A 21,143-nucleotide genomic window follows, 5' to 3' on the forward strand; every position below is an offset into this window, starting at 1 on the left:
AGATCCCGTTGTGCGTCAGCGCGAGCCCCGCAGCTCCCGCTTGAGGATCTTGCCGGTGCCGCCCTTGGGCAACTCGGCGAGCAGGTGGATCTCGCGCGGGTACTTGTACGCCGCCAGGCGCTCCCGGCTGAACGCGGTGAGGGCCGCGGCGTCGGCATTCGCGCCCGGGCGCAGGACGACGAAGGCGACGACCTCCTCCCCCAGCCTGTCGTCGGGGCGGCCCACGACGGCGGCCTCGACGACCTCGGGGTGGGCGTAGAGCACCTCCTCGACCTCGCGGGGATACACGTTGTATCCGCCGCGGATCACCAGGTCCTTGAGCCGGTCGACGATGAAGAAGTAACCGTCCTCATCGCGGTAGCCGAGGTCGCCCGTGTGCAGCCAGCCGTTGCGCAGCGCCTCCGCAGTCGCCTCGGGACGCTTGTAGTACCCCTTCATGACGTTGTGCCCGCGGACGACGATCTCGCCGATGTTGTCCTCCCCGGGCGGGAGCTCGGCACCGTCGAGGTCGACGGCCCGCATCTGGACGCCCCAGATGGGCTTGCCGATCGAGAGGACCTTGCGCTGTTCGGCGCTGATGTTGAAGGTCGCCGTCGAGGCGGTCTCCGAGAGGCCGTAGCCCTCGAGGATCGCCAGGCCCGGGAACTTCTCCTCGAAGGCGCTGATCACGCCGCCGGGGATCGACGCACCGCCGGAGACGGCGGCGCGCAGGCTGGAGACGTCGCGGCCGGCCGTGTCGACGCCGAGCAGCGCCACGTACATCGTGGGCACGCCGGAGAGCACCGTGACGCGGCGCCGCTCGATGACGTCGACCACCGCCTCCGCCTCGAACCTCGGCACCAGGGCCACCGAACCGCCGTATCGGACCGCCGCGTTGAGCACGCTGGACAGTCCGAAGACGTGGAACAGCGGCAGCGCTCCGAGCGCCACGTCGTCGTCCCGCATCCCGAACAGCTGCGGCGCGATCGTGCAGTTCATGTAGAGCTCGAAATGCGTGAGCTCAGCGCCCTTCGGCCGGCCGGTGGTGCCTGAGGTGTAGAGCAGCACGGCGGTGTCGTCGGAGCTCGTGGGGTGGATCTCCCCGGAGTCCGGCTCCCCCAACAGGTCGGCGAACGGTGTCGCGCCCGACGGGGTCGGCGCGCCGAGCGAGACCACGACCACGTCGCCGACGCCCGCCTCCGCCGCGCCCGCGAGCGCGGCCTCGGCGGAGAAGTCGGACGCCACGAGCAGCTTCGCGTCGCTGTCACCGAGGTGGTAGCCGATCTCCGGCGCGGTGAACAGCGGGTTGAGCGGCACCATCGTCAGGCCCGCCTTGAGGATGCCGAAGTAGGCGACCACGAACTCCGGCAGGTTCGGCAGTTGGACGGCGACCTTGTCGCCGGGGACGAGGCCGCGGGCCAGCAGCGAGGCGGCGAGACGCCCCGACGGCTCGTCGAGCTGGGAGTAGCTGATCTCGCGATCACCGAAGAACAGCAGGGGCGCGTCGGGCGTCGACGATGCCGACTCGCGCAGCATCGTCGCCAGGTTGAAGGACATCTACGCCTCTCCGGTCAGCACGCGGCGCGGGACGTCCACGAGCATGGTGTCGATCTGGTCCTGGCTCACGCCGCGCTCGAGGACGTACGGGAAGACGTCGTCGAAGACGTGCGTGTAGTGCCACTGGAGCATGCCCGCCTTGACGTTCGGGTCGATCCAGTCGATGTAGCAGGAGGCGTCCTGGGACAACACGATCTTCTCGGTGTAGCCGCGGCGCACCATCTCGATGAGGGTGTCGTTGCGGGCCTCGAATGTGGTCTCCAGGTTGATGCCGAACCGGTCGAACCCCAGCGTGAAGCCGGCGTCGGCGAGCGCCGACAGGTGCTCGACGTCGGTGGAGTCGCCGCTGTGCCCCAGCACGATCCGGCTCGGGTCGACGCCCTCCTCGTCGCACATCACTCGTTTCACCAGCAGACCGGTCTCCGAGCCCGGGTGCGTGTGCACGGTGATCGGCACGCCGGTGGCGGTGTGCGCCTTCGCGACCGCCCGCATCACCCGCTCGACGCCCTCGGTGAGGCCGTGGTGGTCGATCGCGCACTTGAGCATGCCGGCCTTGACCCCGGTCTCGCCGATGCCCTCCGTGATGTCGCGGACGAACATGTCCGCCATCGGATCCGGGAAGTCGATCCCCGTCATGGCGGTCAGGGCGGGACCGCGGTACATGAAGTAGCGCGGCACGTCGCGGTAGGTGTAGACACCCGTCGCCGCAACGATCCGCACGGGCGTGCGCTCGGCGATCCGCTGGATCCGTGGGATGTACCGTCCGAGACCGACCACCGTCGGGTCGACGATCGTGCGCACCCCGGCGTCGTACGCCTTCTGCAATTGTGCGACGGCGTCGTCCACCCGGGCGTCCTCGTCGCCGAAGTCGTCCGGATAGTTCTGTTGGATGTCCGGGGTGAGCACGAAGACGTGCTCGTGCATGAGCGTGACGCCGAGGTCGGCGGCGTCGACGTCACCGGTGACGGTGTGGACGGCTCCCATGGTTCCTACTTTCCGACGGTGTGTTCTTCTCAGGCGGGGAGGTCGATCAGGCCCGCGAGCGCGGCGCGGTGTCGCCCCGGAGTACCGAGGCCGATCTGGTCCGCCTTGGCGCGCTTGAGGTACAGGTGCACCGGCGCCTCCCAGGTCATGCCGATGCCGCCGTGCAGCTGCACCGCCTCCCCCGCCGCCCGGACGGCCAGGTCCGAGCAGTACGCGGCCGCGACGGCCACGGCGATCACGGCCTCCGGGTCCTCGGTCCCGAGCTCCGCCAGGGCGACCGTCGCCGACCGCGCCGCCGCGGCGGCGGATTCCGCATCGGCGTAGAGCTCCGCCAGGCGGTGCTTCACGGCCTGGAAGCCACCGACCACGCGCCCGAACTGCTTGCGCTGCTTCAGGTACTCGACGGTCGTGGCGACGCACCAGCGCGCCACCCCGGCCTGTTCGGCGGCGAGCAGCGCCGCGCCGGTGATCAGACCCGCGCGCACGGCGGCGGCACCGTCGGCCGTGAGGACCGTGCCCCGGGCGCCGTCGAAGGTCACGTCCGCCACCTGCCGCGTCATGTCGAGCGACGACACGGGTTCGATCCGCGCGTCGGCCGCCGGAACCGCCTGCAGGGCACCGTCGGAGTCGAGCACGAGCAGGATCTCGGCGCCGAGCGCGCCGGCCACCGATCGGACGGTGCCGGAGAGGGCGCCGTCGGCGACGGGGACGGCCGGGGCGTTGCCGTGCGGGTCCACCGAGAACGGCACGACCAACGCGGCCACGCGCGCGCCCTCGGCCAGCTGCCCGGCCAGGACCGGGGCGCCCGCCGCGACCGCGACCGACGCCGCGATCGCCGACGTGAGGAAATCACCCGCCGCGCAGGCGGAGCCGAGCTCCTCGGCGACCACGCCCGCGACGGCGGCGCCCGCCCCGGCGCCGCCCAGCTCCTCCGGAACGAGGAGGCCGGTGACGCCCATCTCCGCGAGCTCGGCCTGCAGGCCAGGGGCGGCGGCACCGTCGTAGGCGGCGATCAGGTCCGCCGGCGCGACCCGCCGATCGAGCAGGTCGCGGACGGCGGCGCGAAGATCGTCCTCGATGTCGCTGCTGAGCAGCTGCGGTGTGTAGCTCACTTGGGGACGTCCTTCCAGGGCAGGTCCTTGTCGACCCGGTGCTCCGGCGGCAGGCCGAGCACCCGTTCCGCCACGATGTTCTTGAGGATCTCCGACGTGCCGCCCTCGATGGAGTTTCCCTTGGCGCGCAGGTAGCGGTACCCGGCATCGCGGCCGTAGAAGTCCACCCGGTCGGGGCGGACCATGGTCCAGTCGCCGTACCGCAGGCCGTCCTCGCCGAGCAGCTCCAGCTCGAGGCCGGAGAGCTTCTGATTGAGCCGGGCGAAGGAGAGTTTCATCGCCGCGCCCTCGGGGCCGGGCTGGCCCGAGGCGAGCTTCTGGCCGAGGCGCAGCGCGGTGACCCGGGCGACCTCGCTGTCCACCCACAGGCGGAGCAGGTCGTCGTGCAGGTCGGGCGTGCGAAGCTCGGGCCGCTCGCGCCAGGTGGCGGCGACCACGCCGATCATGCCGTCCTCGCGCTGCGACGCCCGGCCGCCGATGGCGACCCGCTCGTTGTTGAGCGTGGCGTTCGCGACCTGCCAGCCCTGCCCCACCGCGCCCAGGCGGTGCGCGTCCGGGATGCGGACGCCCTCGAGGAAGACCTCGTTGAACTCCGCCTCGCCGGTGATCTGCCGCAGGGGCCGCACGTCGATGCCCGGGTCGGACATGTCGCACAGGAAGTAGGTGAGCCCCTTGTGTTTCGGCTGGTCCGGGTCGGTGCGGGCGACGAGGATCGCCCACTGCGCGTTGTGCGCGCCGGAGGTCCACACCTTCTGCCCGGTGACGATCCAGTCGTCGCCGTCGCGGACCGCACGAGTCGCGAGGCCCGCGAGGTCGGAGCCCGCGCCGGGCTCACTGAACAGCTGGCACCAGATCTCCTCGCCGGTCCACAGCGGCCGCAGGAAGCGGTCGATCTGGTCCTGCGTGCCGAAGGCCAGGATCGTCGGCGCGGCCATCCCGAGGCCGATCCCGTTGACATGACTGCGGTTGTCGGGTGCGCCGGCCGCCGCGAAGCGGGCGTCCACGGCCTGCTGCAGCGATCGCGAGAGCCCCAGGCCGCCGCGCCCCTCGGGGTAGGCGACCCACGCCAGACCCGCGTCGTACCGGGCGCGGACGAACTCGAGCGGATCCGTCGTGGCCGGCGGGTGCGCGGCGAGGAAGTCGTCGACCTTCCGGGCGAGGTCCTCCGGGCCCGGCGCCGTCACTGCGCCTTCTTGGCGGCGACGCGCTTGAGCTCCGCTCGGGCCAGCGAGTTCTTGTGCACCTCGTCGGGGCCGTCGGCGAACCGCAGGGTGCGAATGCCGGCGTAGTACTCGGCGAGCGGGAAGTCCTGCGACAGTCCACCGGCGCCGTGCGCCTGGATGGCCTTGTCGAGGATCCACTGCACCGTCTGCGGGGTGGCGATCTTGATCGCCTGGATCTCGGTGTGGGCGCCGCGGTTGCCCACGGTGTCCATCAGCCACGCGGTCTTGAGCACGAGCAGGCGCAGCTGCTCGATCCGCACGCGCGACTCGGCGATCCAGTCGCGGATCACGCCCTGCTCCGACAGCGGCTTGCCGAACGCGGTCCGGCCCGCCACGCGATCGCACATCAGCTCGACGGCCCGCTCCGCCACGCCGATCGAGCGCATGCAGTGGTGGATGCGGCCGGGCCCGAGGCGGGCCTGCGCGATGGCGAAACCGTCGCCCTCCTCGCCGATCAAGTTGGCGGCGGGGACACGGACGTCGGTGAACCGCATCTCGGCGTGGCCGCCGTGGCTGTGGTCGTCGTACCCGAAGACCTCCATGCCGCGCAGCACCTCCAGGCCCGGGGTGTCCCGCGGCACGAGGATCTGCGACTGCTGGCGGTGGCGCTCGGCGTCGGGCGCCGTCTTGCCCATGACTATGAAGATCTTGCAGTTCGGGTTCATGGCGCCCGTGATCCACCACTTGCGGCCGTTGATCACGTAGTCGTCGCCGTCGCGGACGATCGACAGGCCGATGTTGGTGGCGTCGGAGCTGGCGACGTCGGGCTCCGTCATCGCGAAGGCGGAACGGATCTCGCCGTTCAGGAGCGGGGTGAGCCACTGCTCCTTCTGCGCGGCGGTACCGAACTCGTTGAGCACCTCCATGTTCCCCGTGTCCGGGGCGGCACAGTTGAACACGGCGGGCGCGAGGTGCAGGCTGCGGCCGGAGATCTCGGCGAGGGGCGCGTACTGCAGGTTGGTCAGGCCCGCGCCGTTCTCGCCGGGAAGGAAGAAGTTCCAGAAGCCGCGGCTGCGGGCCTCGGCGCGCAGCTCGTGCAGGACCGGGGCGCTGTCCCAGGCCCAACGGTTCTCCAGCGCGCCGAGTTGCTGGTGGAAGGTCTCCTCCGCCGGGTAGACGTGGCTGTCCATGAAGTCGTTGACCTGTCCGATCAACTCCGTGGTCTTGGCGTCGTACGCGAAATCCATGTCAGTTCTCCTTCAGTGCGTCGAGTCCGGCGTCGAGCAGCGGGTTCACTGCCTCCCCGGCCTCGGCGAAGCCCTCGCCCACGGTCTGGCCGTTGACGTAGCGGTAGTGGATGCCCTCGACGATGCCTGCGAGCTTGAAGCAGGAGAGGGCGATGTAGAAGCCGAAATCCCCGAGTTCCCGGGAGGATCCGGCGGCGTAGCGGTCGATGATCTGCTGCTCGTCGAGGAAGCCGGGCGCCTCGCTCACGTCGCTGACGGTGCCGGCGGAGATCTTCGCCAGCCGCCCGTAGACCACCATGAGCGCGAGGTCGGTGAGCGAGTCGCCGATGGTCGCGAGCTCCCAGTCGACGACGGCGGCGGGCTCGTCCTGCGGCGAGACCAGCACGTTGTCGAGGCGGTAGTCGCCGTGCACGATGCCCGGCACCGCATCGGCGGGCACCCGTCCCTCGAGAGCGGTGAACAGCTCGTCGACCTTGGGCAGGTCGCGGGTGTGCGCCGCGGCGAACTGCTTGCGCCAGCGCTGTACCTGCCGGCCCAGGAAGCCCTCGGGGCGGCCGTAGTCGCCGAGCCCGACGCTCGCGGGATCGACGTGGTGCAGCTCGACGAGGGTGTCGACCAGCCGCTCGGAGATGGCGCGGGTGCGGTCGACGCCGAGCGCCTCCAGCTCCGTCGCCCGGCGGTAGGGGACGCCGTCGATCTCGCTCATCACGTAGAACGGCGCACCGAGCACTTCGGGGTCGTCGCAGTAGGCGTACATCACCGGGACCGGCACGGCGGTTCCGCCGAGCGCGGACATCATCCGGTACTCGCGGCCCATGTCGTGCGCCGACGGCAGGAGCTTGCCGACCGGCGGGCGGCGCAGGATCCAGGACGAGGCACCGTCGGAGATGCGGTACGTGAGGTTGGACTTGCCGCCCGCGATGAGGACGGCCTCGAGCTGCGATCCCGCGCCCTGCACGTGCTGCGGGAGCCACGTGCCGAGGACGTCGAGATCGAGGCCCGGGTGCTGCTCGGCCATCAGAAGACCACCACGGAGACGGTCTCGGCGACGCACGCGGGACGGTCGCCGCCCTCGCGCTCGATGGTCACGCGCGCGACGACCTGCTGGCCGCCGCCGCCCGGGGTGACCGAGACGAGCTCGACCCCGGCCCGCACGCGCGAGCCGACCGGCACCGGCGCGGGGAAGCGGACCTTGTTGCTGCCGTAGTTGACGCCCATCTTCGTGCCCTCGACGGTGTAGATCTGCCACACCAGCATCGGGATGAGGGACAGGGTCAGGTAGCCGTGGGCGATGGTCGAGCCGAACGGCCCGGCCTTCGCCTTCTCCGGGTCGACGTGGATCCACTGGTGGTCCCCGGTGGCGTCGGCGAACAGGTCGATCCGCTTCTGGTCGATCTCGACCCAGTCGCTGTAGCCGAGGTGCTCCCCCACGGCCGCCTGCAGTTCCTCGAGTCCGTTGAGTACCCGCATGTTTCTCGTCTCCTCGTCCTGTCCGGACCTAGTCCTTGGGCCCGCCGGCCACGTACAGCACCTGGCCCGAGACGAAGCCCGCGCCCTCGCTGGCGAAGAAGCTGGCGGCGTGCGCGATGTCCGCGGGCTCGCCGACGCGCTGCACCGGGATCTCCTTGGCGGAGAAGGCCTTGAAGTCCTCGAAGGGCACGCCGATGCGCTCGGCGGTGGCGGCGGTCATGTCGGTCGCGATGAAGCCGGGGGCGATCGCGTTCGCGGTCACGCCGAACTTGCCGAGCTCGATGGCGAGGGTCTTGGTGAGGCCCTGCATGCCGGCCTTCGCCGCGGAGTAGTTCGCCTGGCCGCGGTTGCCCAGCGCCGAGGTCGAGGACAGGTTGACGATGCGACCCCAGCCCTCCTTGGTCTGGTACTTCTGCACCTCGCGCGACATCAGGAAGGCGCCGCGCAGGTGGACGGCCATGACCTGATCCCAGTCCGAGACGGACATCTTGAACAGCAGGTTGTCGCGCAGGATGCCCGCGTTGTTGATCAGGATCGTGGGGGCGCCGAGCTCGTCGGCGACGCGGGTGACCGCGGCCGTGACCTTCTCCTCGTCGGAGACGTCGACGCCGACGCCGATGGCGCGGCCGCCGGCGGCGGTGATCTGATCGGCGACCGCCCCGCAGGCGGCCTCGTCGAGGTCGAGGACGGCGACGGCGTGCCCGTCGGAGGCGAGGCGGCGGGCCACCTCGGCGCCGATGCCGCGGGCGGCTCCGGTCACGATGGCGATGCGCTGGGTCATGGGGTTCTCCTTCAGGGGTGGATGGATGTGCCGGCCAGTGCGGGAACGAGTTCCCGCAACGCCGTCCGGGTGGTGCCGGCATCGGTGTGGTGGATCGCGTGGATGCCCAGGGCGGCCGCGCCCGCGACGTTGGGAGTCGCGTCGTCGATGAAGGCGGCGCGCTCGGGCGGCACGCCGAGGCGCTCGAGGGCCAGCCGGAAGATCGCGGGATCGGGCTTGCGCAGCCCCACCTCCTCCGAGATGATCACCGGCGCGAAGAGCGCCGCGAGACGCTCCCGGGGATAGAGGTTCCCGCCGCCCCAGCTGTTGGAGACGATCGCCACCGGCACGCCCGCGGCGCGCAGGTCCTCGGCGAGCGCCCACATGGCCGGATCCTCCTGGATCCGAGCGAACATGCGGCGCAGGACGCCGTCGGGGTTCACGGGATCGCCCGAGACGGTGCGCAGCGCCGCGGCGAAGGCGGCGTCGAACTCGGGCTCGGGCAGCTCGCCGGTCTCGAGCCGGTGGATGGGGCTGCCGGCGTCGGCATCCCGGCCCAGCCAGGCCTTGAGGGTCGCCGTGAAGCTCGCCGGCTCGATCCCCTCGTCGGCGATCCACGCCTCGATGCTGTGCCGCATCGGCGCGGTGAGGACGCCGCCGTAGTCGAAGAGGACCGCGCCGATCTCGGCGGTCACTGGGCCGCCTGGTAGACCACGCGGCCCACCGTGGTGCCGTCGCCGAGGCGCTGCAGGCCGTCGGGGACGGCGTCGAAGGCGAGGCGCTCGCTCACGAGCGGGCTCACGAGGCCCTGGTCGGCGAGGGCGGTCAGCTCCGCGTGGCACTGCTGCACCGCGGCCGGGTCGTAGGCGTTGTACAGGCCCCAGTGCAGTCCGACGATCGAGTAGTTCTTGATCAGCGCGTGGTTCAGGGCGGCCTCCTGAATGGTGCCGCCGGCGAAGCCCACGACGAGGATCCGGCCCTCGAAGGCGATGCACTTGGTGGAGCGCTTGTATGTGTCGCCGCCGACCGGGTCGTAGATCACGTCGGCGCCGCGGCCACCGGTCTCGGCCTTGACCACCTCGACGAAGTCCTGGGTGCGCCGGTCGACGACCACGTCGGCGCCCAGCTCTCGGGCGACCTCCGCCTTCTCCGCTCCGCCGACGACGCCGATGACCCTGGCGCCCGCGGCCTTGCCGAGTTGGATCGCGGCGCTGCCGACGCCGCCCGCCGCGGCGTGCACCAGGAGGGTCTCGCCGGCCTGCAGGTGAGCGCGGCGGTGCAGCCCGAACCAGCCGGTCTGGTAGCCGATGTACAGCGACGAGGCCTGGGCGTCGTCGAGCGATTCCGGCGCCGGGAAGGCCTGCGCCGCGTTCAGCACCGCGTACTCGGCGAACCCTCCGGACGGGAGCGCCGAGCCGCCGAGGACGCGCTGCCCCACGGTGAAGCCGTCGACGCCCTCGCCGACGGCGACGACCTCGCCGCACAGCTCCACGCCGGGCGTGAAGGGCAGGTCGGGCTTGACCTGGTAGAGGCCGCGGCACATGAGCACGTCGGGGAAGTTCGCCGCCGTCGCGAGAGTGCGGACGGTGAGCTGCCCGGGACCCGGATCGGGCGTCGGGGCGTCGACCTCGCGCAGCACCGCGAGCGGCTCCCCCAGTTCCTGTACCTGCCAGGCCCTCATCGGCCGCTCTCCTTCGTCTCGAGTCGCTGCTGCAGTTTGTTCATGCCGTGCAGCCACTTGTCGGTCGCCGTCGCACGGACGGCGTAGTAGCCCGCCACCTCGGGGTGCGGGAGGATCAGGAACTCGTCGCCGGCGAGGGCGTCGACGGCGAGCGTCGCGACCTGCTCGGGCGTGAGGGCGGAGTCGCGGCTGAGCAGCTCCTCCAGTTCGCCGGAGCGCTCGAGCATGCCCGTCTTCACGCCCTGCGGGCAGATCGCCTGGACGACGACGCCGCGGTGGCGGTACGTCGCGGAGAGCCACTCGGCGAAGGCGACGGCGGCGTGCTTGGTCACGGAGTACGCGGGGGCGCCGAGCATGGTGAGCAGCCCCGCCGCGGAGGCGGTGACCACGAACCGGCCGCCGCCACGCGCGGCCCACTCGGGCACGAGCAGCCGGGCGGCGCGCACGTGGGCCATCACGTTGACGTCCAGCGACAGCGCCCAGTCGGACTCCGGGGTCTCGAGGCCGCGCCCGCGGTCGATGCCGGCGTTGGCGTACCAGGCGTCGACGGCGCCGAGCTCGCGGCGCGCGGTCTCGACGAGGGCGGCGACGCCCTCCTCGGAAGCGGCGTCACCGGGCGCGGCGTACGCGGTGCCGCCGGCGGCAGCGATCTCGGCTACGGTCCGCGCGGCACCGTCGGCGTCGAGGTCCGCGGCCACGACGCGGGCGCCGCGCGCGGCGAGTTCGCGGGCGAGCGCCGCGCCGATGCCGTTGCCGGCGCCGGTGACGACGATGCCCTTGTCCTTCGGGTCGAAGGCGGCCATCGCCTACACCCCGCCCGTGAGCAGGACGCCACCGTCGACGGTGAGCGTCTGCCCGGTCATCCAGGCGGCGTCGTCGGAGAGCAGGAAGGCGACGACCGAGCCGATGTCGTCGGGCACGCCGAGCCGCTTGAGCGGGTACGCGGCGGAGACCTGCTCCTCGCGGCCCTCGTACAGGGCGGTGGCGAAGCGGGTCTTGACGACGGCGGGCGCGACGGCGTTCACCCGGATGTCCGGGCCGAGCTCGACGGCGAGCTCCTCGGTGAGGTGGATGACCGCGGCCTTGGAGACGCCGTAGAAGGCGATGCCGGGCGCGGGGCGCAGGCCGGCGACGGAGCCGACGTTGACGATGGCGCCGCCGTGCCCCTTCTGCCAGGCCGCATAGACCTTCTTCGTCCAGGACAGCGTGGAGAGCACGTTGACCTCGAAGATCTTGCGCGCGGCCGCCGTGTCGATCTCCATGAGCGGGCCGTAGACCGGGTTGATGCCGGTGTTGTTGACGAAGAAGTCGGCGCTGCCGAAGGTGTCGATCGCGGTGGCGATCACCTGGTCCTGATGCGCCTCGTCATCCCCCGAACCGGCCACGGCCACAGCCACCTCGGGGCCGCCCAGCTCGGCGACGGCCGCGTCGAGCGCCTCCTGCTTACGGGCCGTGATGACGACCTTCGCGCCGTCGGCCACCAGCCGCTGCGCGATGGCCAGGCCGATGCCGCGGCTCGCTCCCGTGACGATCGCGGTCTTCCCGGCGAATCGGGTCATGCTCCACACACCTTCCGTTCAAACTGACTAAGCGCTCGCTTAGTTTGTAGCCTACGACACACCGCGCCGTGTGACGACCCCCTTGGGCGCACGAACCCCTGTGACGCTCCTCACAGTACGGACCGTTGCGTGCGCACACCCCCGGAAACGACGGAGCGGCCCGTACGTCGAGGACGTACGGGCCGCTCCGAGGGGCGTCAGACGCGGATCAGCTGAGCCGCTCGATGATCATCGCCATGCCCTGACCGCCGCCGACACACATGGTCTCGAGGCCGAACTGCTTGTCGTGCCACTGCAGCGAGTTGATGAGCGTGCTGGTGATGCGCGCGCCCGTCATGCCGAAGGGGTGACCCACGGCGATGGCGCCACCGTTGACGTTGACCTTGTCGGCGTCGATGCCCAGGTCGCGCACCGACGGGATCACCTGCGCCGCGAAGGCCTCGTTGACCTCCATGAGGTCGATGTCGCCGATCGACAGGCCGGCGCGCTGCAGCGCCTGCTTCGACGCCTCGACGGGGCCGAGGCCCATGATCTCGGGCGACAGGCCCGTGACGCCGGTGGAGACGATGCGCGCGAGCGGCGTCAGGCCGAGCGCCTTGGCCTTCTCGTCGGACATGATCACCACGGCGGCCGCGCCGTCGTTGAGCGGACAGCAGTTGCCGGCCGTGACGGTGCCGTCCGGACGGAAGACCGGCTTGAGCCCGGCGATGCCCTCGTAGGTGACGCCGGCGCGCGGACCGTCGTCCGTGGAGACGACGGTGCCGTCGGCGAGCGTGACCGGGGTGATGTCCTTGGCCCAGAAGCCCGAGGCGATGGCGGCCTCGGCGCGGTTCTGGCTGCGCACGCCCCACTCGTCCTGGTCCTGGCGGCTCACGTTCTTGAACTGCGCGACGTTCTCGGCGGTCTGCCCCATCGCGATGTAGACGTCCGGCAGGACGCCCGCCTCACGCGGGTCGACCCAGGTCTGGCCGCCGCCGGCGAAGGTCGCGGTGCGCGCCTCGGCGTCGGCGAAGAGGGCGTTCTTGGTGTCGGGCAGGCCGTCGGCGTTGCCCCTGATGTAGCGGCTCACGGTCTCGACGCCGCCGGAGATGAAGACGTCGCCCTCCCCCGCCTTGATCGCATGGAAGGCCATGCGCGTGGTCTGCAGGCTCGAGCTGCAGTAGCGGTTGACGGTGACGCCGGGCAGGTGGTCGAGGCCGGCCTCGACGGCGACGACGCGGGCGATGTTGAACCCCGACTCGCCCGCGGGCTGACCGCAGCCGAACATCAGGTCGTCGATCTCGCGGGGGTCGAGCCCGGGCACCTTGTCCAGGGCGGCGCGCACCATCTGGACCGAGAGGTCGTCCGGACGGACGTCCTTGAGCGAGCCCTTCGCTGCACGCCCGATGGGCGACCGGGCGGTGGAGACGATGACGGCTTCGGGCATGGGATGACCTCCGAGTTGAACCATTACTAACTAAGCGCTCGCTTAGCGGTGTACCATCTACTCTGCACCACTGAGAGCCGGTCGTCAACGGACCGATCCCTGTGGTCCCGTTCACACTAGAGACACCGCGTCGACGCGCCGCATCGCGGTGCCGCCGGAGGGAAACGATGACCGAACCCGAAGCGCCGTCCCGCGCGGACGCCACCCGCGCGCGGCTGCTGTCCGCCGCCGCGGCGGCCTTCGCCGAACGCGGCTTCCACGGCACCACTACCCGCGACATCGCCTCGGCGGCCGGCATGAGCCCCGCCGCCGTGTACGTGCACTACAAGTCCAAGGAACAGCTGCTGCACCAGCTCTCGCGCGTCGGACACCAACGGATCATCGACGCGATCGACGCCGTCGACGACGCCGCGGACACCCCCGCCGAGCGGCTCGCCGCCGCGATGCGGGCGTTCGCGACGCATCACGCGTCGTCGCACACCAGCGTCCGCGTGGTCAACTACGAGCTGGACGCGCTCACGGAGGAGCACCGCGCCGAGATCGGCGGCCTCCGCCGCGAGATCACCCGTCGGCTGCGCGCGATCGTCGACGCCGGCGTCGCTGACGGCTCCTTCGACACCCCGGACCCGCGGATGGCGACCATCGCCGTCCTCTCCAGCGGCATCGACATCGGCCGCTGGTACCACGACGGCGGCGAGATCACCCCCGACCGCATCGGCGATTTCTACGCCGACCTCGCCCTGCGCACCGTCGGGGCGAGCACCACCGACATCCCGAAGTAGAGAACCCGAGGAGACCCACCATGCGTCGCACCGTCTACACCGCCGATCACGAAGCCTTCCGCGAGACCCTCCGCGCCTTCATCGAGGCAGAGGTCGTGCCGCACTACGACGAGTGGTACGCCAACGGCATCGTGCCGAAGGACTTCTACCCCAAGCTCGGCGAGCTGGGCGTCTTCGGCATCGAGGTGCCCGAGGAGTACGGCGGCGCGGGCATCGAGTCCTTCAAGTACCAGGCCGTGATCAGCGAGGAACTCGGGCGCGCCGGCGTCTCCTTCGGCGGCTCGAGCGTGCACATCGCGCTGTGCCTGCCCTACCTGACCGGCCTCGCCACCGACGAGCAGAAGCAGCGCTGGCTGCCCGGCATGGCGGCGGGCGAGCTGATGTTCGCCATCGCGATGACCGAGCCCGGTACCGGCTCCGACCTCGCGGGTATGAAGACCACCGCCAAGCTCTCCGAGGACGGCACCCACTACGTGCTCAACGGCGCGAAGACCTTCATCACCGGCGGCGTGAACGCCGACCGCGTGATCGTCTGCGCGCGCACCGCACCGTCGACCCCCGAGGACCGCCGCCACGGCATCTCGCTGTTCGTCGTGGACACCACGCTCGAGGGCTACGCCGTGGGCCGCAAGCTCGACAAGATCGGCCTGCGCACCTCCGACACCGCCGAGCTCTCCTTCACCGACGTCAAGGTCCCCGTCGCGGACCTGCTCGGCGAGGAGAACAAGGGCTTCTCCTACCTCGGCCAGAACCTGCCGCAGGAGCGCCTGTCGATCGCCGTCGGCGCCTACTCGCAGGCCTCCGCCGCCGTGCGCTTCGCGCAGGCGTACACGCAGGACCGCAACATCTTCGGCAAGTCCGTCGCCTCGTTCCAGAACACCAAGTTCGAGCTCGCCGCGTGCAAGGCGAAGGTCGACGCCATGGAGTCCAGCGTCGACCGCGGTCTCGAGCTGCACGACGCGGGCCAGCTGACCGCCGCCGACGCCGCCTCGCTCAAGCTGTTCTGCACCGAGGCCGCCTCCGACGTGATCGACCGCTGCCTGCAGCTGCACGGCGGCTACGGCTACATCAACGAGTACCCGATCGCCCGGCTCTACGCCGACAACCGCGTCAACCGCATCTACGGCGGCACGTCCGAGGTCATGAAGACCATCATCGCCAAGGACATGGGCCTGTAGCCCTCACCCCGCGCGACGGTGCTGTACTGAGCACATGGACCTGCTGATCGGCCTGATCGCCGTCGCGCTCCTCTGGGCGGCCGTCGGGAACGTCCGGCGCGCCGGGCCCGGATCGGGGTGGATGCTCCGCTGGGCCCGGTACGCGCGGGCGTGGGTCGTGGCGAGCCCGGTCGCGGCGGTGCTGTGGCTCGTCGTGACGGTCAACGCCGTGATGCTGCTCGGCCTGCCGGACCGCCTGGCGGACCAGGTCCTGCAGGTGCACAGCACCAATCTCGACCGGTTCGGCACCCACCCACTGCAGGCGCTCATCACCTCCGCGCTGTGGATCGAGCCCGTCGACATCGTCTTCGCGACGCTGATGACGGTGCTCGTCCTCGGTCCGGCCGAGCGCTGGCTGGGGCACATCGGGATGCCCCTGATCTACTTCGCGGGCAGCGCGACCGCATCGCTGATCTCGGTGCTGTCGGCGAACCGCCTACTGGCGCACGGGATCATCACCGACGACCTCGACCTGCGCGGCATGATCGACGTCGGCGTCAGCTACGGCAGCCTGTGCGTGCTCGGACTGCTCGTCTACCGCATACCGTCGTGGCGCTGGCGGCTCGCCGCGATGCTCGCCCTGCCCGTCCTGGTGCGGCTCACGCTGCCCTTCTTCGGCATGTACTCGACGCTCGGCCACCTGCGCGCCGTGCTGCTGGGCTACCTGCTGTGGCCGGTCACCCGCATCCCCGCCGTCCGCCGCCGCGCCGCGGACTGGACCTGGCGGTTCCATCCCGCCGCACCGGGTAGCCCCGCCCAGTCCGGCGGGCCCGGCGGGCCCGGCGGGGAGACCGTCACCACACCGTGACGCGGTCCCGCGGCTCCAGCCACTCCTTGTCGCCGGGCTTGACGCCGAAGGTCTCGACGAAGGCGCTCACGTTCTTGACCACCTGATTCGCGCGGAACTCGTTCGGCGCGTGCGGGTCCGTCGCCAACGACTGGATCGCGGAGGCCTCCCGCGCCTTGTTCCGCCAGATCCGGCCCCAGCTCAGGAACAGCGGCGTGAGGTCCGGGTCGGCCCCCTCCCCCGCGCTCGGCACGGCGCTCGCGCTCGGCCCGGCCGACGGTGCCCCGCTCGCCTGCACGGCCCCCTCGGTCCCGGCGTCGCGGTTGGTGACGGCGATCCGGTAGGCGGCGATGGCGATGGACAGGCCGCCGAGGTCCGCGAGGTTCTCCCCCACCGTGAGACCGCCGTTGACCTTGTTGGTCGGCGGCAGCCCGGCGGGGACCAGCGCGTCGTACTGCGCGATGAGCGCCTTGGTGCGCTTGTCGAACTCGGCCCGGTCGGCCGGCTCCCACCAGTCCTTGAGGTTGCCGTCGCCGTCGTACTTCGCGCCCTGGTCGTCGAAGGCGTGGCCGATCTCGTGGCCGATCACGGCGCCGATTCCGCCGTAGTTGACCGCGGCCTGCGCGTCGGGCGAGAAGAAGGGCGACTGCAGGATCGCCGCCGGGAAGACGATCTCGTTCATGCCGGGGTTGTAGTAGGCGTTCACCGTCTGCGGCGTCATCAGCCACTCGCCCTTGTCCACCGGCTTGGCGAGTTTCGCCAGCTGGTAGGCGTTCTCGAACTCGCCCGAGGCGCGCACGTTGGCGACGATCGACTTCCCGTCGGTCTTGAGGTCGCCGTAGTCGCGCCACTGGTCGGGGTAGCCGATCTTAGTGCGGATCTTCTCCAGCTTGGCGGCGGCGGCCCGCCGGGTGGCGGGGGTCATCCAGTCCAGGTCCTCGAAGCTGGCGCGGTAGGCGCTGCGGAGGTTGTTCACGAGCTGCTCGGCCTGCTGCTTGGCGTCGGCCTTGAAATGCTTCGCGACGTACAGCTTCCCGAGCGCCTCCCCGAGGGCGCCCTCGACCACGGCCACGCCGCGCTTCCAGCGATCGCGCTGCTGCTCGACCCCGCTGAGGGTCTTCGAGTAGAACTCGAAGTTGGCCGTGGCGAAGGGCTCGGAGAGATACGCGGCGTAGGCCCGCACCACCTGGATCCGCGCGTGATCCTTGAGGGTGTTCAGGTCGGTGTCCGCCCACAGCTTCGCCGCGGCGGTGAGGAAGCTCGGCTGCGAGACCACGACGTTCTTGGCGTCGTCGGCCTTGATGCCCACGGCCTTCTGCCAGCGGTCCCAGTCGTAGCCGGGCGCCAGCTTCGCGAGCTCGGCCCACGGGTACGGGTTGTAGGTCGCCGTCGCGTCGCGCGAGCGCACGCGGTCCCAATGTCCCTTCGCCACCGACGATTCGAAGGCCAGCACGCGGGCCGCGACGCCCGGCGCGTCGGCCAGGCCGGCGAGCGAGGCCGTCTTCTCCAGGTACGCGCGGTACTCGTCGCGCACCTCGGCGTACTTCGGATCGCGGTAGTAGGCCTCGTCCGGCAGGCCGATACCCGACTGCAGCAGGCTGAGCACGTACTTCGACGAGTCCTTCTGATCCGTGTCGACGTAGAAACCGACCAGGCCGCTCACGCCCTGCTTCTGGTGAGTGCCGATGACGTCGAGCAGGGCCGCCTTGTCGGCCGCCGTGTCGATCGCGTCGAGATCGGGCTTGATCGGGTCCGCGCCCTCCCGGTCGACGCGGGCGGTGTCCATGAAGGAGTCGTAGACGTCGCGGATCTTCGCCTCATTGCTCCGGGTTCGCGGATCCTTGATGCCCTCGATGATGGCCTTGAGCTGGTCCAGCGCACGATCCGACAGCTCGGTGAAGGTGTTGAACGAGGCCTTGTCCGCGGGGATCCGGTAGCCGTCGGCCCAGGCGCCGTTGACGTGGCGGAACAGGTCGTCCTGCACGCGCACGCCGGGCGCCGCGCCGCTCAGGTCGGGCCCCGTCAGCGGCCGCGCCGGCTTCGCGGAGGAGGACGGCGATCCACCGCCGGGCCCCGATACGCCGCAGGCCGCGAGGACCGCGGTGCCCGCGAGCACGCCGAAGCCGGCGAGGAACCGCCGGCGGTCGAGCCCGCCCGACGGTGCGCCGAACGGGTCGCGATCGGGGCGGGGCGAGTGGGCGGACGAATGGGGGTCACCGGTCTGCATGAACCGAATCTAACCCGATCGGCCGCCGAGATGGTGCGACACGCTAACCACCCGAGTCGGGCGCCGGAGTCCGCCGCGAGGTCAGCGCGATGGCGACCACGACGAGTGCGATGCCGACGGCCTCGAGCCATCCCGGCCGCTGGCCCAGCATCACGGCGCCCACGCCGGTGGCGGTCACCGGGAGCAGCGCCAGCAGCAGCGCGAACCGCTCCCGCCCGACCCGGGTGAGCACCACCTGGTCCAGCGCGTACGGGACGACCGAGCTGAGCAGCCCGAGGCCCAGGCCGAGGACCCACACCTCCCAGCTGAGGAAGGCCTCGGGGCGGCTCACGAGGTCGGGGCCGAGGCCCGGGAGGGCGAGGACCAGCGCGCCCGCGGCCAGGCCGACGCCGAGCCCCTCGATGCCGCCGCCCGCGTCGGCGACCCGCTTTCCCAGCACGATGTACGCCGCCCACAGGGCCGCCGCCAGCAGCGCGCAGGCGATGCCGATCGCGCCGCCGGAGCCGAGACCGGCACCGTCGAGGTTGACGCCCGCGACGCACACCACGCCGACGAGGGCCGCCGCCGCGGCGACCAGATCCACCGCGCGCCGCGAGCCGGCGACCGCCACCGCGATCGGACCGAGGAACTCGATCGCGACGGCCGTGCCCAGGTCGATGTGGTCGATGGCCTCGTAGAAGGCCATGTTCATCGCGACGGTGACCGTGCCGAACAGGGCGGCGGCGCGCAGCCGCGCCGGGGTCCAGTCGGCGCGCCGCGGCCGCAGGGCGAGCAACAGGATGAGGCCGGCGCCCGCCCCGCGCAGCCACGCCACCGCGACGGGCGAGAGCTGTTCGAACAGACCGACGCCCAGGGAGGCGCCGACGTACTGGCTGATCGCCCCGATCACGAACATCGCGGGGATCATCAGCGGCGTCACGCGCCTCACCCTAGGGGACCGTGCGCCGGCCCCGCATCCGCGTTTCCCCGCCCGAAAGTTGTTCACCCTGGGAGAACATGCCGCCCACCTCCCCGGTGTGGTGGAACAAATGGGTACCCTCGGACGTATATAGAGATGTAAGAACGGTTCGTGAGGAACGGAGGAGTCATGACCAACACAGTCACTTCAGAGGCCCCTACGGGCGATGCCTTCGCTCCCCTGACGGCGTCCGACCGCTGCGATCGCTGTTCGGCGGCCGCCCAGGTCCGGGCCGTACTGCCGTCGGGCTTCGAGCTGCTCTTCTGCGGCCACCACTTCAGCGAGCACCGCGCGAAGCTGGAGGCGCAGGGCGCCAGCATCACGGGCGAGCCCGTCACGGTCTGAGTACCACCGACGCGACGGCGCCGTGCACCCGCCCTACTTCCGGGTGCACGGCGCCGTCGCCGTTTCTGCAGGTCGGTGCCCTACCGGCACCCGATCACTTCCAGGTGCGCAGCGCCGCGATCCGCTCGCGCAGCTGATCGGCCGACGCCATCGCGGTGACGGGTCCCCCCAGCCTGCTGCGCAGTTCGTTGTGCACCACGCCGTGCGGCTTGCCCGTGCGGTGGTGATGCATCGCGACCAGCGAATTCAGCTCGCGCCGTAGTGCGGAGAGCTGCGCGCCCGCGGTCGCCCGCTCCTCCACCTGCGCGGGCGCCGCGGGGCGCTCCACCTCGGCCGACCGGGTGTCCACCTGATCCTTCTGCCGCTGTTTGAGGAGCGCCCGCATCTGCTCGGCGTCCAGCAGCCCCGGTAGCCCCAGGTAGTCGGCCTCCTCCTCGCTGCCCGCGAAGGTGGCGGTGCCGTACGAGGAGCCGTCGTAGATCAGCTGGTCCAGCTCGGCGTCGGCGTGCAGGGAGACGAACGCCTTCTCCTCCTCGCCGGGCTCGTCCTTCTGCTTGTTCGCGTCGATGAGCAGCGCGTCCTCGAGTCCGTCGGACTCGCGGTGCGGCTTGCCGAGCACGTGGTCGCGCTGCTCCTCCAGCTTCGCGGCGAGATCCAGCAGGACCGGGACCGACGGGAGGAAGACGCTCGCGGTCTCGCCCGGCACGCGCAGTCGCACGAAACGGCCGATGGCCTGGGCGAAGAACAGCGGCGTCGAGGCGCTCGTCGCGTACACGCCCACGGCCAGGCGCGGGACGTCGACGCCCTCGGACACCATGCGGACGGCGACCATCCACTTGTCCGTGCCCTCGGAGAAGGCGGAGATCCGCTTCGACGCCGTCGGGTCGTCGGACAGCACGACGGTGACCTTCTCGCCGCTGATCTCCTCGAGCAGCTCGGCGTAGTCCCGGGCCGTCGTCTGATCGGTGGCGATCACCAGGCCGCCCGCGTCGGGCATCGCGCGACGCAGCTGCTCGAGCCGCGTGTTCGCGGCGTGCAGCACAGCGGGGATCCAGTCGCCGTGCGGGTCGAGCGCGGTGCGCCAGGCGCGCGCCGTCTGCTCCTTGCTCAGCGGCTCGCCCAGGCGGGCGGTGAACTCCTCGCCTGCGCTGGTGCGCCAACTCGCCTGCCCGGAGTAGGCCAGGAAGACGACGGGGCGGACGACGCCGTCCGCGAGGGCGTCCGAGTAGCCGTAGACGTGATCGGCCTTGGACCGCTGGCCGCCGCCGAACTCCGGCTCATACGTGACGAATGGGATGGGGTTGTCGTCGCTGCGGAACGGGGTACCGGTGAGCGCGAGCCGACGGGTGGCCGGCGCGAAGGCCTCGCGCACGCCCTCGCCCCAGCTCTTGGCGTCGCCGGCGTGATGGATCTCATCGAGGATGACGAGCGTCTTGTAGGCCGACGTACGCGCGTGGTGCTTGTACGGATGCATGCCCACCTGGGCGTACGTGATGACCACGCCGTCGAAGTCCGACGAGGTGCTGCCGCCCGAGTTGGTGAAGTTCGGGTCGAGGTTGATGCCGTTCCGCGAGGCCGCCTCGGCCCACTGGTACTTGAGGTGCTCGGTCGGCGCGACGACGGTGATCCGCTCGACGGTGCGGTCGGCCAGCAGCTCGGCGGCGACGCGCAGCGCGAACGTGGTCTTTCCGGCGCCGGGGGTCGCCACGGCGAGGAAGTCCTGAGGCTTCGAGGTCAGGTACTTCGTGAGCGCACGGCGCTGCCAGACACGAAGTGAAACCGCCATCGAGAAACGCACCCCTAAACCGCGAGAGAAGCCCGTCCGGCGCGAGTCCGCGGCGCGGGCGGGTCGATCGTGAACCCGGAAGCAGTCTACTCGCAACACGCGG

At 71.1% G+C, this 21,143-nt stretch carries 20 protein-coding genes; 4 read left to right on the plus strand and 16 right to left on the minus strand.

Translation table 11 applies throughout. The annotated features are described in order from the left end of the window. Positions 1-15: 15 nt before the first annotated feature. The 13 genes from WFK95_RS08850 to WFK95_RS08910 form a co-directional block, all read right to left on the minus strand. Positions 16-1,536: a long-chain-fatty-acid--CoA ligase gene (locus WFK95_RS08850; protein WP_336670472.1), complete on the minus strand. Its 1,521-nt coding sequence runs from the start codon at positions 1,534-1,536 to the stop codon at positions 16-18. Then, positions 1,537-2,520 carry a phosphotriesterase family protein gene (locus tag WFK95_RS08855; RefSeq protein ID WP_224645730.1) on the minus strand — a complete coding sequence of 328 codons (984 nt, stop codon included), beginning with the start codon at positions 2,518-2,520 and terminating at the stop codon, positions 1,537-1,539. 29 nt (positions 2,521-2,549) lie between these two features. Then, positions 2,550-3,632, minus strand: a complete 1,083-nt coding sequence (locus WFK95_RS08860) for an acyl-CoA dehydrogenase family protein (protein ID WP_224645731.1) — start codon at positions 3,630-3,632, stop codon at positions 2,550-2,552. After that, the gene (locus WFK95_RS08865) at positions 3,629-4,816 is read right to left on the minus strand and encodes an acyl-CoA dehydrogenase family protein (RefSeq protein WP_224645732.1); all 1,188 of its coding nucleotides are present in this window, start codon (positions 4,814-4,816) and stop codon (positions 3,629-3,631) included. The genes WFK95_RS08860 and WFK95_RS08865 overlap by 4 nt, the downstream gene beginning before the upstream one ends. Continuing rightward, the gene (locus WFK95_RS08870) at positions 4,813-6,042 is read right to left on the minus strand and encodes an acyl-CoA dehydrogenase family protein (RefSeq protein WP_224645733.1); all 1,230 of its coding nucleotides are present in this window, start codon (positions 6,040-6,042) and stop codon (positions 4,813-4,815) included. The genes WFK95_RS08865 and WFK95_RS08870 overlap by 4 nt, the downstream gene beginning before the upstream one ends. 1 nt (position 6,043) lies before the next feature. Further along, positions 6,044-7,060, minus strand: coding sequence for a phosphotransferase family protein (locus WFK95_RS08875; protein ID WP_224645734.1), 1,017 nt, complete (start codon positions 7,058-7,060; stop codon positions 6,044-6,046). Further along, positions 7,060-7,512 carry a MaoC family dehydratase gene (locus WFK95_RS08880; RefSeq protein ID WP_224645735.1) on the minus strand — a complete coding sequence of 151 codons (453 nt, stop codon included), beginning with the start codon at positions 7,510-7,512 and terminating at the stop codon, positions 7,060-7,062. The genes WFK95_RS08875 and WFK95_RS08880 overlap by 1 nt, the downstream gene beginning before the upstream one ends. A 28-nt stretch (positions 7,513-7,540) precedes the next feature. Next, on the minus strand, positions 7,541-8,293 hold the full coding sequence (locus tag WFK95_RS08885; RefSeq protein WP_336670473.1) for an SDR family oxidoreductase: 753 nt from the start codon (positions 8,291-8,293) through the stop codon (positions 7,541-7,543). A gap of 11 nt (positions 8,294-8,304) precedes the next feature. Beyond that, complete coding sequence (locus WFK95_RS08890; RefSeq protein WP_224645737.1) at positions 8,305-8,967, minus strand: HAD family hydrolase; 663 nt, start codon at positions 8,965-8,967, stop codon at positions 8,305-8,307. Beyond that, positions 8,964-9,953, minus strand: coding sequence for an NADPH:quinone oxidoreductase family protein (locus tag WFK95_RS08895; RefSeq protein WP_336670474.1), 990 nt, complete (start codon positions 9,951-9,953; stop codon positions 8,964-8,966). Before WFK95_RS08895 ends, WFK95_RS08890 begins: the two co-directional genes overlap by 4 nt. Continuing rightward, positions 9,950-10,756 carry an SDR family NAD(P)-dependent oxidoreductase gene (locus WFK95_RS08900; RefSeq protein WP_336670475.1) on the minus strand — a complete coding sequence of 269 codons (807 nt, stop codon included), beginning with the start codon at positions 10,754-10,756 and terminating at the stop codon, positions 9,950-9,952. The genes WFK95_RS08895 and WFK95_RS08900 overlap by 4 nt, the downstream gene beginning before the upstream one ends. Before the next feature lie 3 nt (positions 10,757-10,759). Then, the gene (locus WFK95_RS08905) at positions 10,760-11,512 is read right to left on the minus strand and encodes an SDR family oxidoreductase (protein WP_336670476.1); all 753 of its coding nucleotides are present in this window, start codon (positions 11,510-11,512) and stop codon (positions 10,760-10,762) included. 208 nt (positions 11,513-11,720) lie between these two features. Further along, positions 11,721-12,938: an acetyl-CoA C-acetyltransferase gene (locus WFK95_RS08910; RefSeq protein ID WP_336670477.1), complete on the minus strand. Its 1,218-nt coding sequence runs from the start codon at positions 12,936-12,938 to the stop codon at positions 11,721-11,723. A gap of 167 nt (positions 12,939-13,105) precedes the next feature. Here WFK95_RS08910 and WFK95_RS08915 point away from each other — a divergent pair, with 167 nt between their 5' ends. The 3 genes from WFK95_RS08915 to WFK95_RS08925 are packed head-to-tail and all read left to right on the plus strand — an operon-like array spanning position 13,106 to position 15,745. Continuing rightward, positions 13,106-13,720, plus strand: a complete 615-nt coding sequence (locus WFK95_RS08915; protein ID WP_224645742.1) for a TetR/AcrR family transcriptional regulator — start codon at positions 13,106-13,108, stop codon at positions 13,718-13,720. Between the two features lie 20 nt (positions 13,721-13,740). Further along, on the plus strand, positions 13,741-14,898 hold the full coding sequence (locus WFK95_RS08920) for an acyl-CoA dehydrogenase family protein (protein ID WP_336670478.1): 1,158 nt from the start codon (positions 13,741-13,743) through the stop codon (positions 14,896-14,898). A 34-nt stretch (positions 14,899-14,932) separates the two neighbouring features. Then, a complete protein-coding gene (locus WFK95_RS08925; protein WP_224645744.1) occupies positions 14,933-15,745 on the plus strand; it encodes a rhomboid-like protein in 813 nt (270 codons plus the stop codon). Here WFK95_RS08925 and WFK95_RS08930 read toward each other — a convergent pair. Next, the gene (locus tag WFK95_RS08930; protein ID WP_224645745.1) at positions 15,732-17,951 is read right to left on the minus strand and encodes a M13 family metallopeptidase; all 2,220 of its coding nucleotides are present in this window, start codon (positions 17,949-17,951) and stop codon (positions 15,732-15,734) included. The genes WFK95_RS08925 and WFK95_RS08930 overlap by 14 nt on opposite strands. A 43-nt stretch (positions 17,952-17,994) precedes the next feature. Beyond that, the gene (locus WFK95_RS08935; protein WP_224645746.1) at positions 17,995-18,870 is read right to left on the minus strand and encodes an EamA family transporter; all 876 of its coding nucleotides are present in this window, start codon (positions 18,868-18,870) and stop codon (positions 17,995-17,997) included. A 168-nt stretch (positions 18,871-19,038) separates the two neighbouring features. Here WFK95_RS08935 and WFK95_RS08940 point away from each other — a divergent pair, with 168 nt between their 5' ends. After that, the gene (locus tag WFK95_RS08940; protein ID WP_224645747.1) at positions 19,039-19,254 is read left to right on the plus strand and encodes a DUF7455 domain-containing protein; all 216 of its coding nucleotides are present in this window, start codon (positions 19,039-19,041) and stop codon (positions 19,252-19,254) included. A gap of 94 nt (positions 19,255-19,348) precedes the next feature. On the opposite strand, the gene WFK95_RS08945 is transcribed toward WFK95_RS08940, so the two are convergent. Further along, complete coding sequence (locus tag WFK95_RS08945) at positions 19,349-21,040, minus strand: DEAD/DEAH box helicase (protein ID WP_224645748.1); 1,692 nt, start codon at positions 21,038-21,040, stop codon at positions 19,349-19,351. Between the last annotated feature and the right edge of the window lie 103 nt (positions 21,041-21,143).

The sequence above is a fragment of the Tsukamurella sp. USMM236 genome, from assembly GCF_037148755.1.
Lineage (GTDB): Bacteria > Actinomycetota > Actinomycetes > Mycobacteriales > Mycobacteriaceae > Tsukamurella.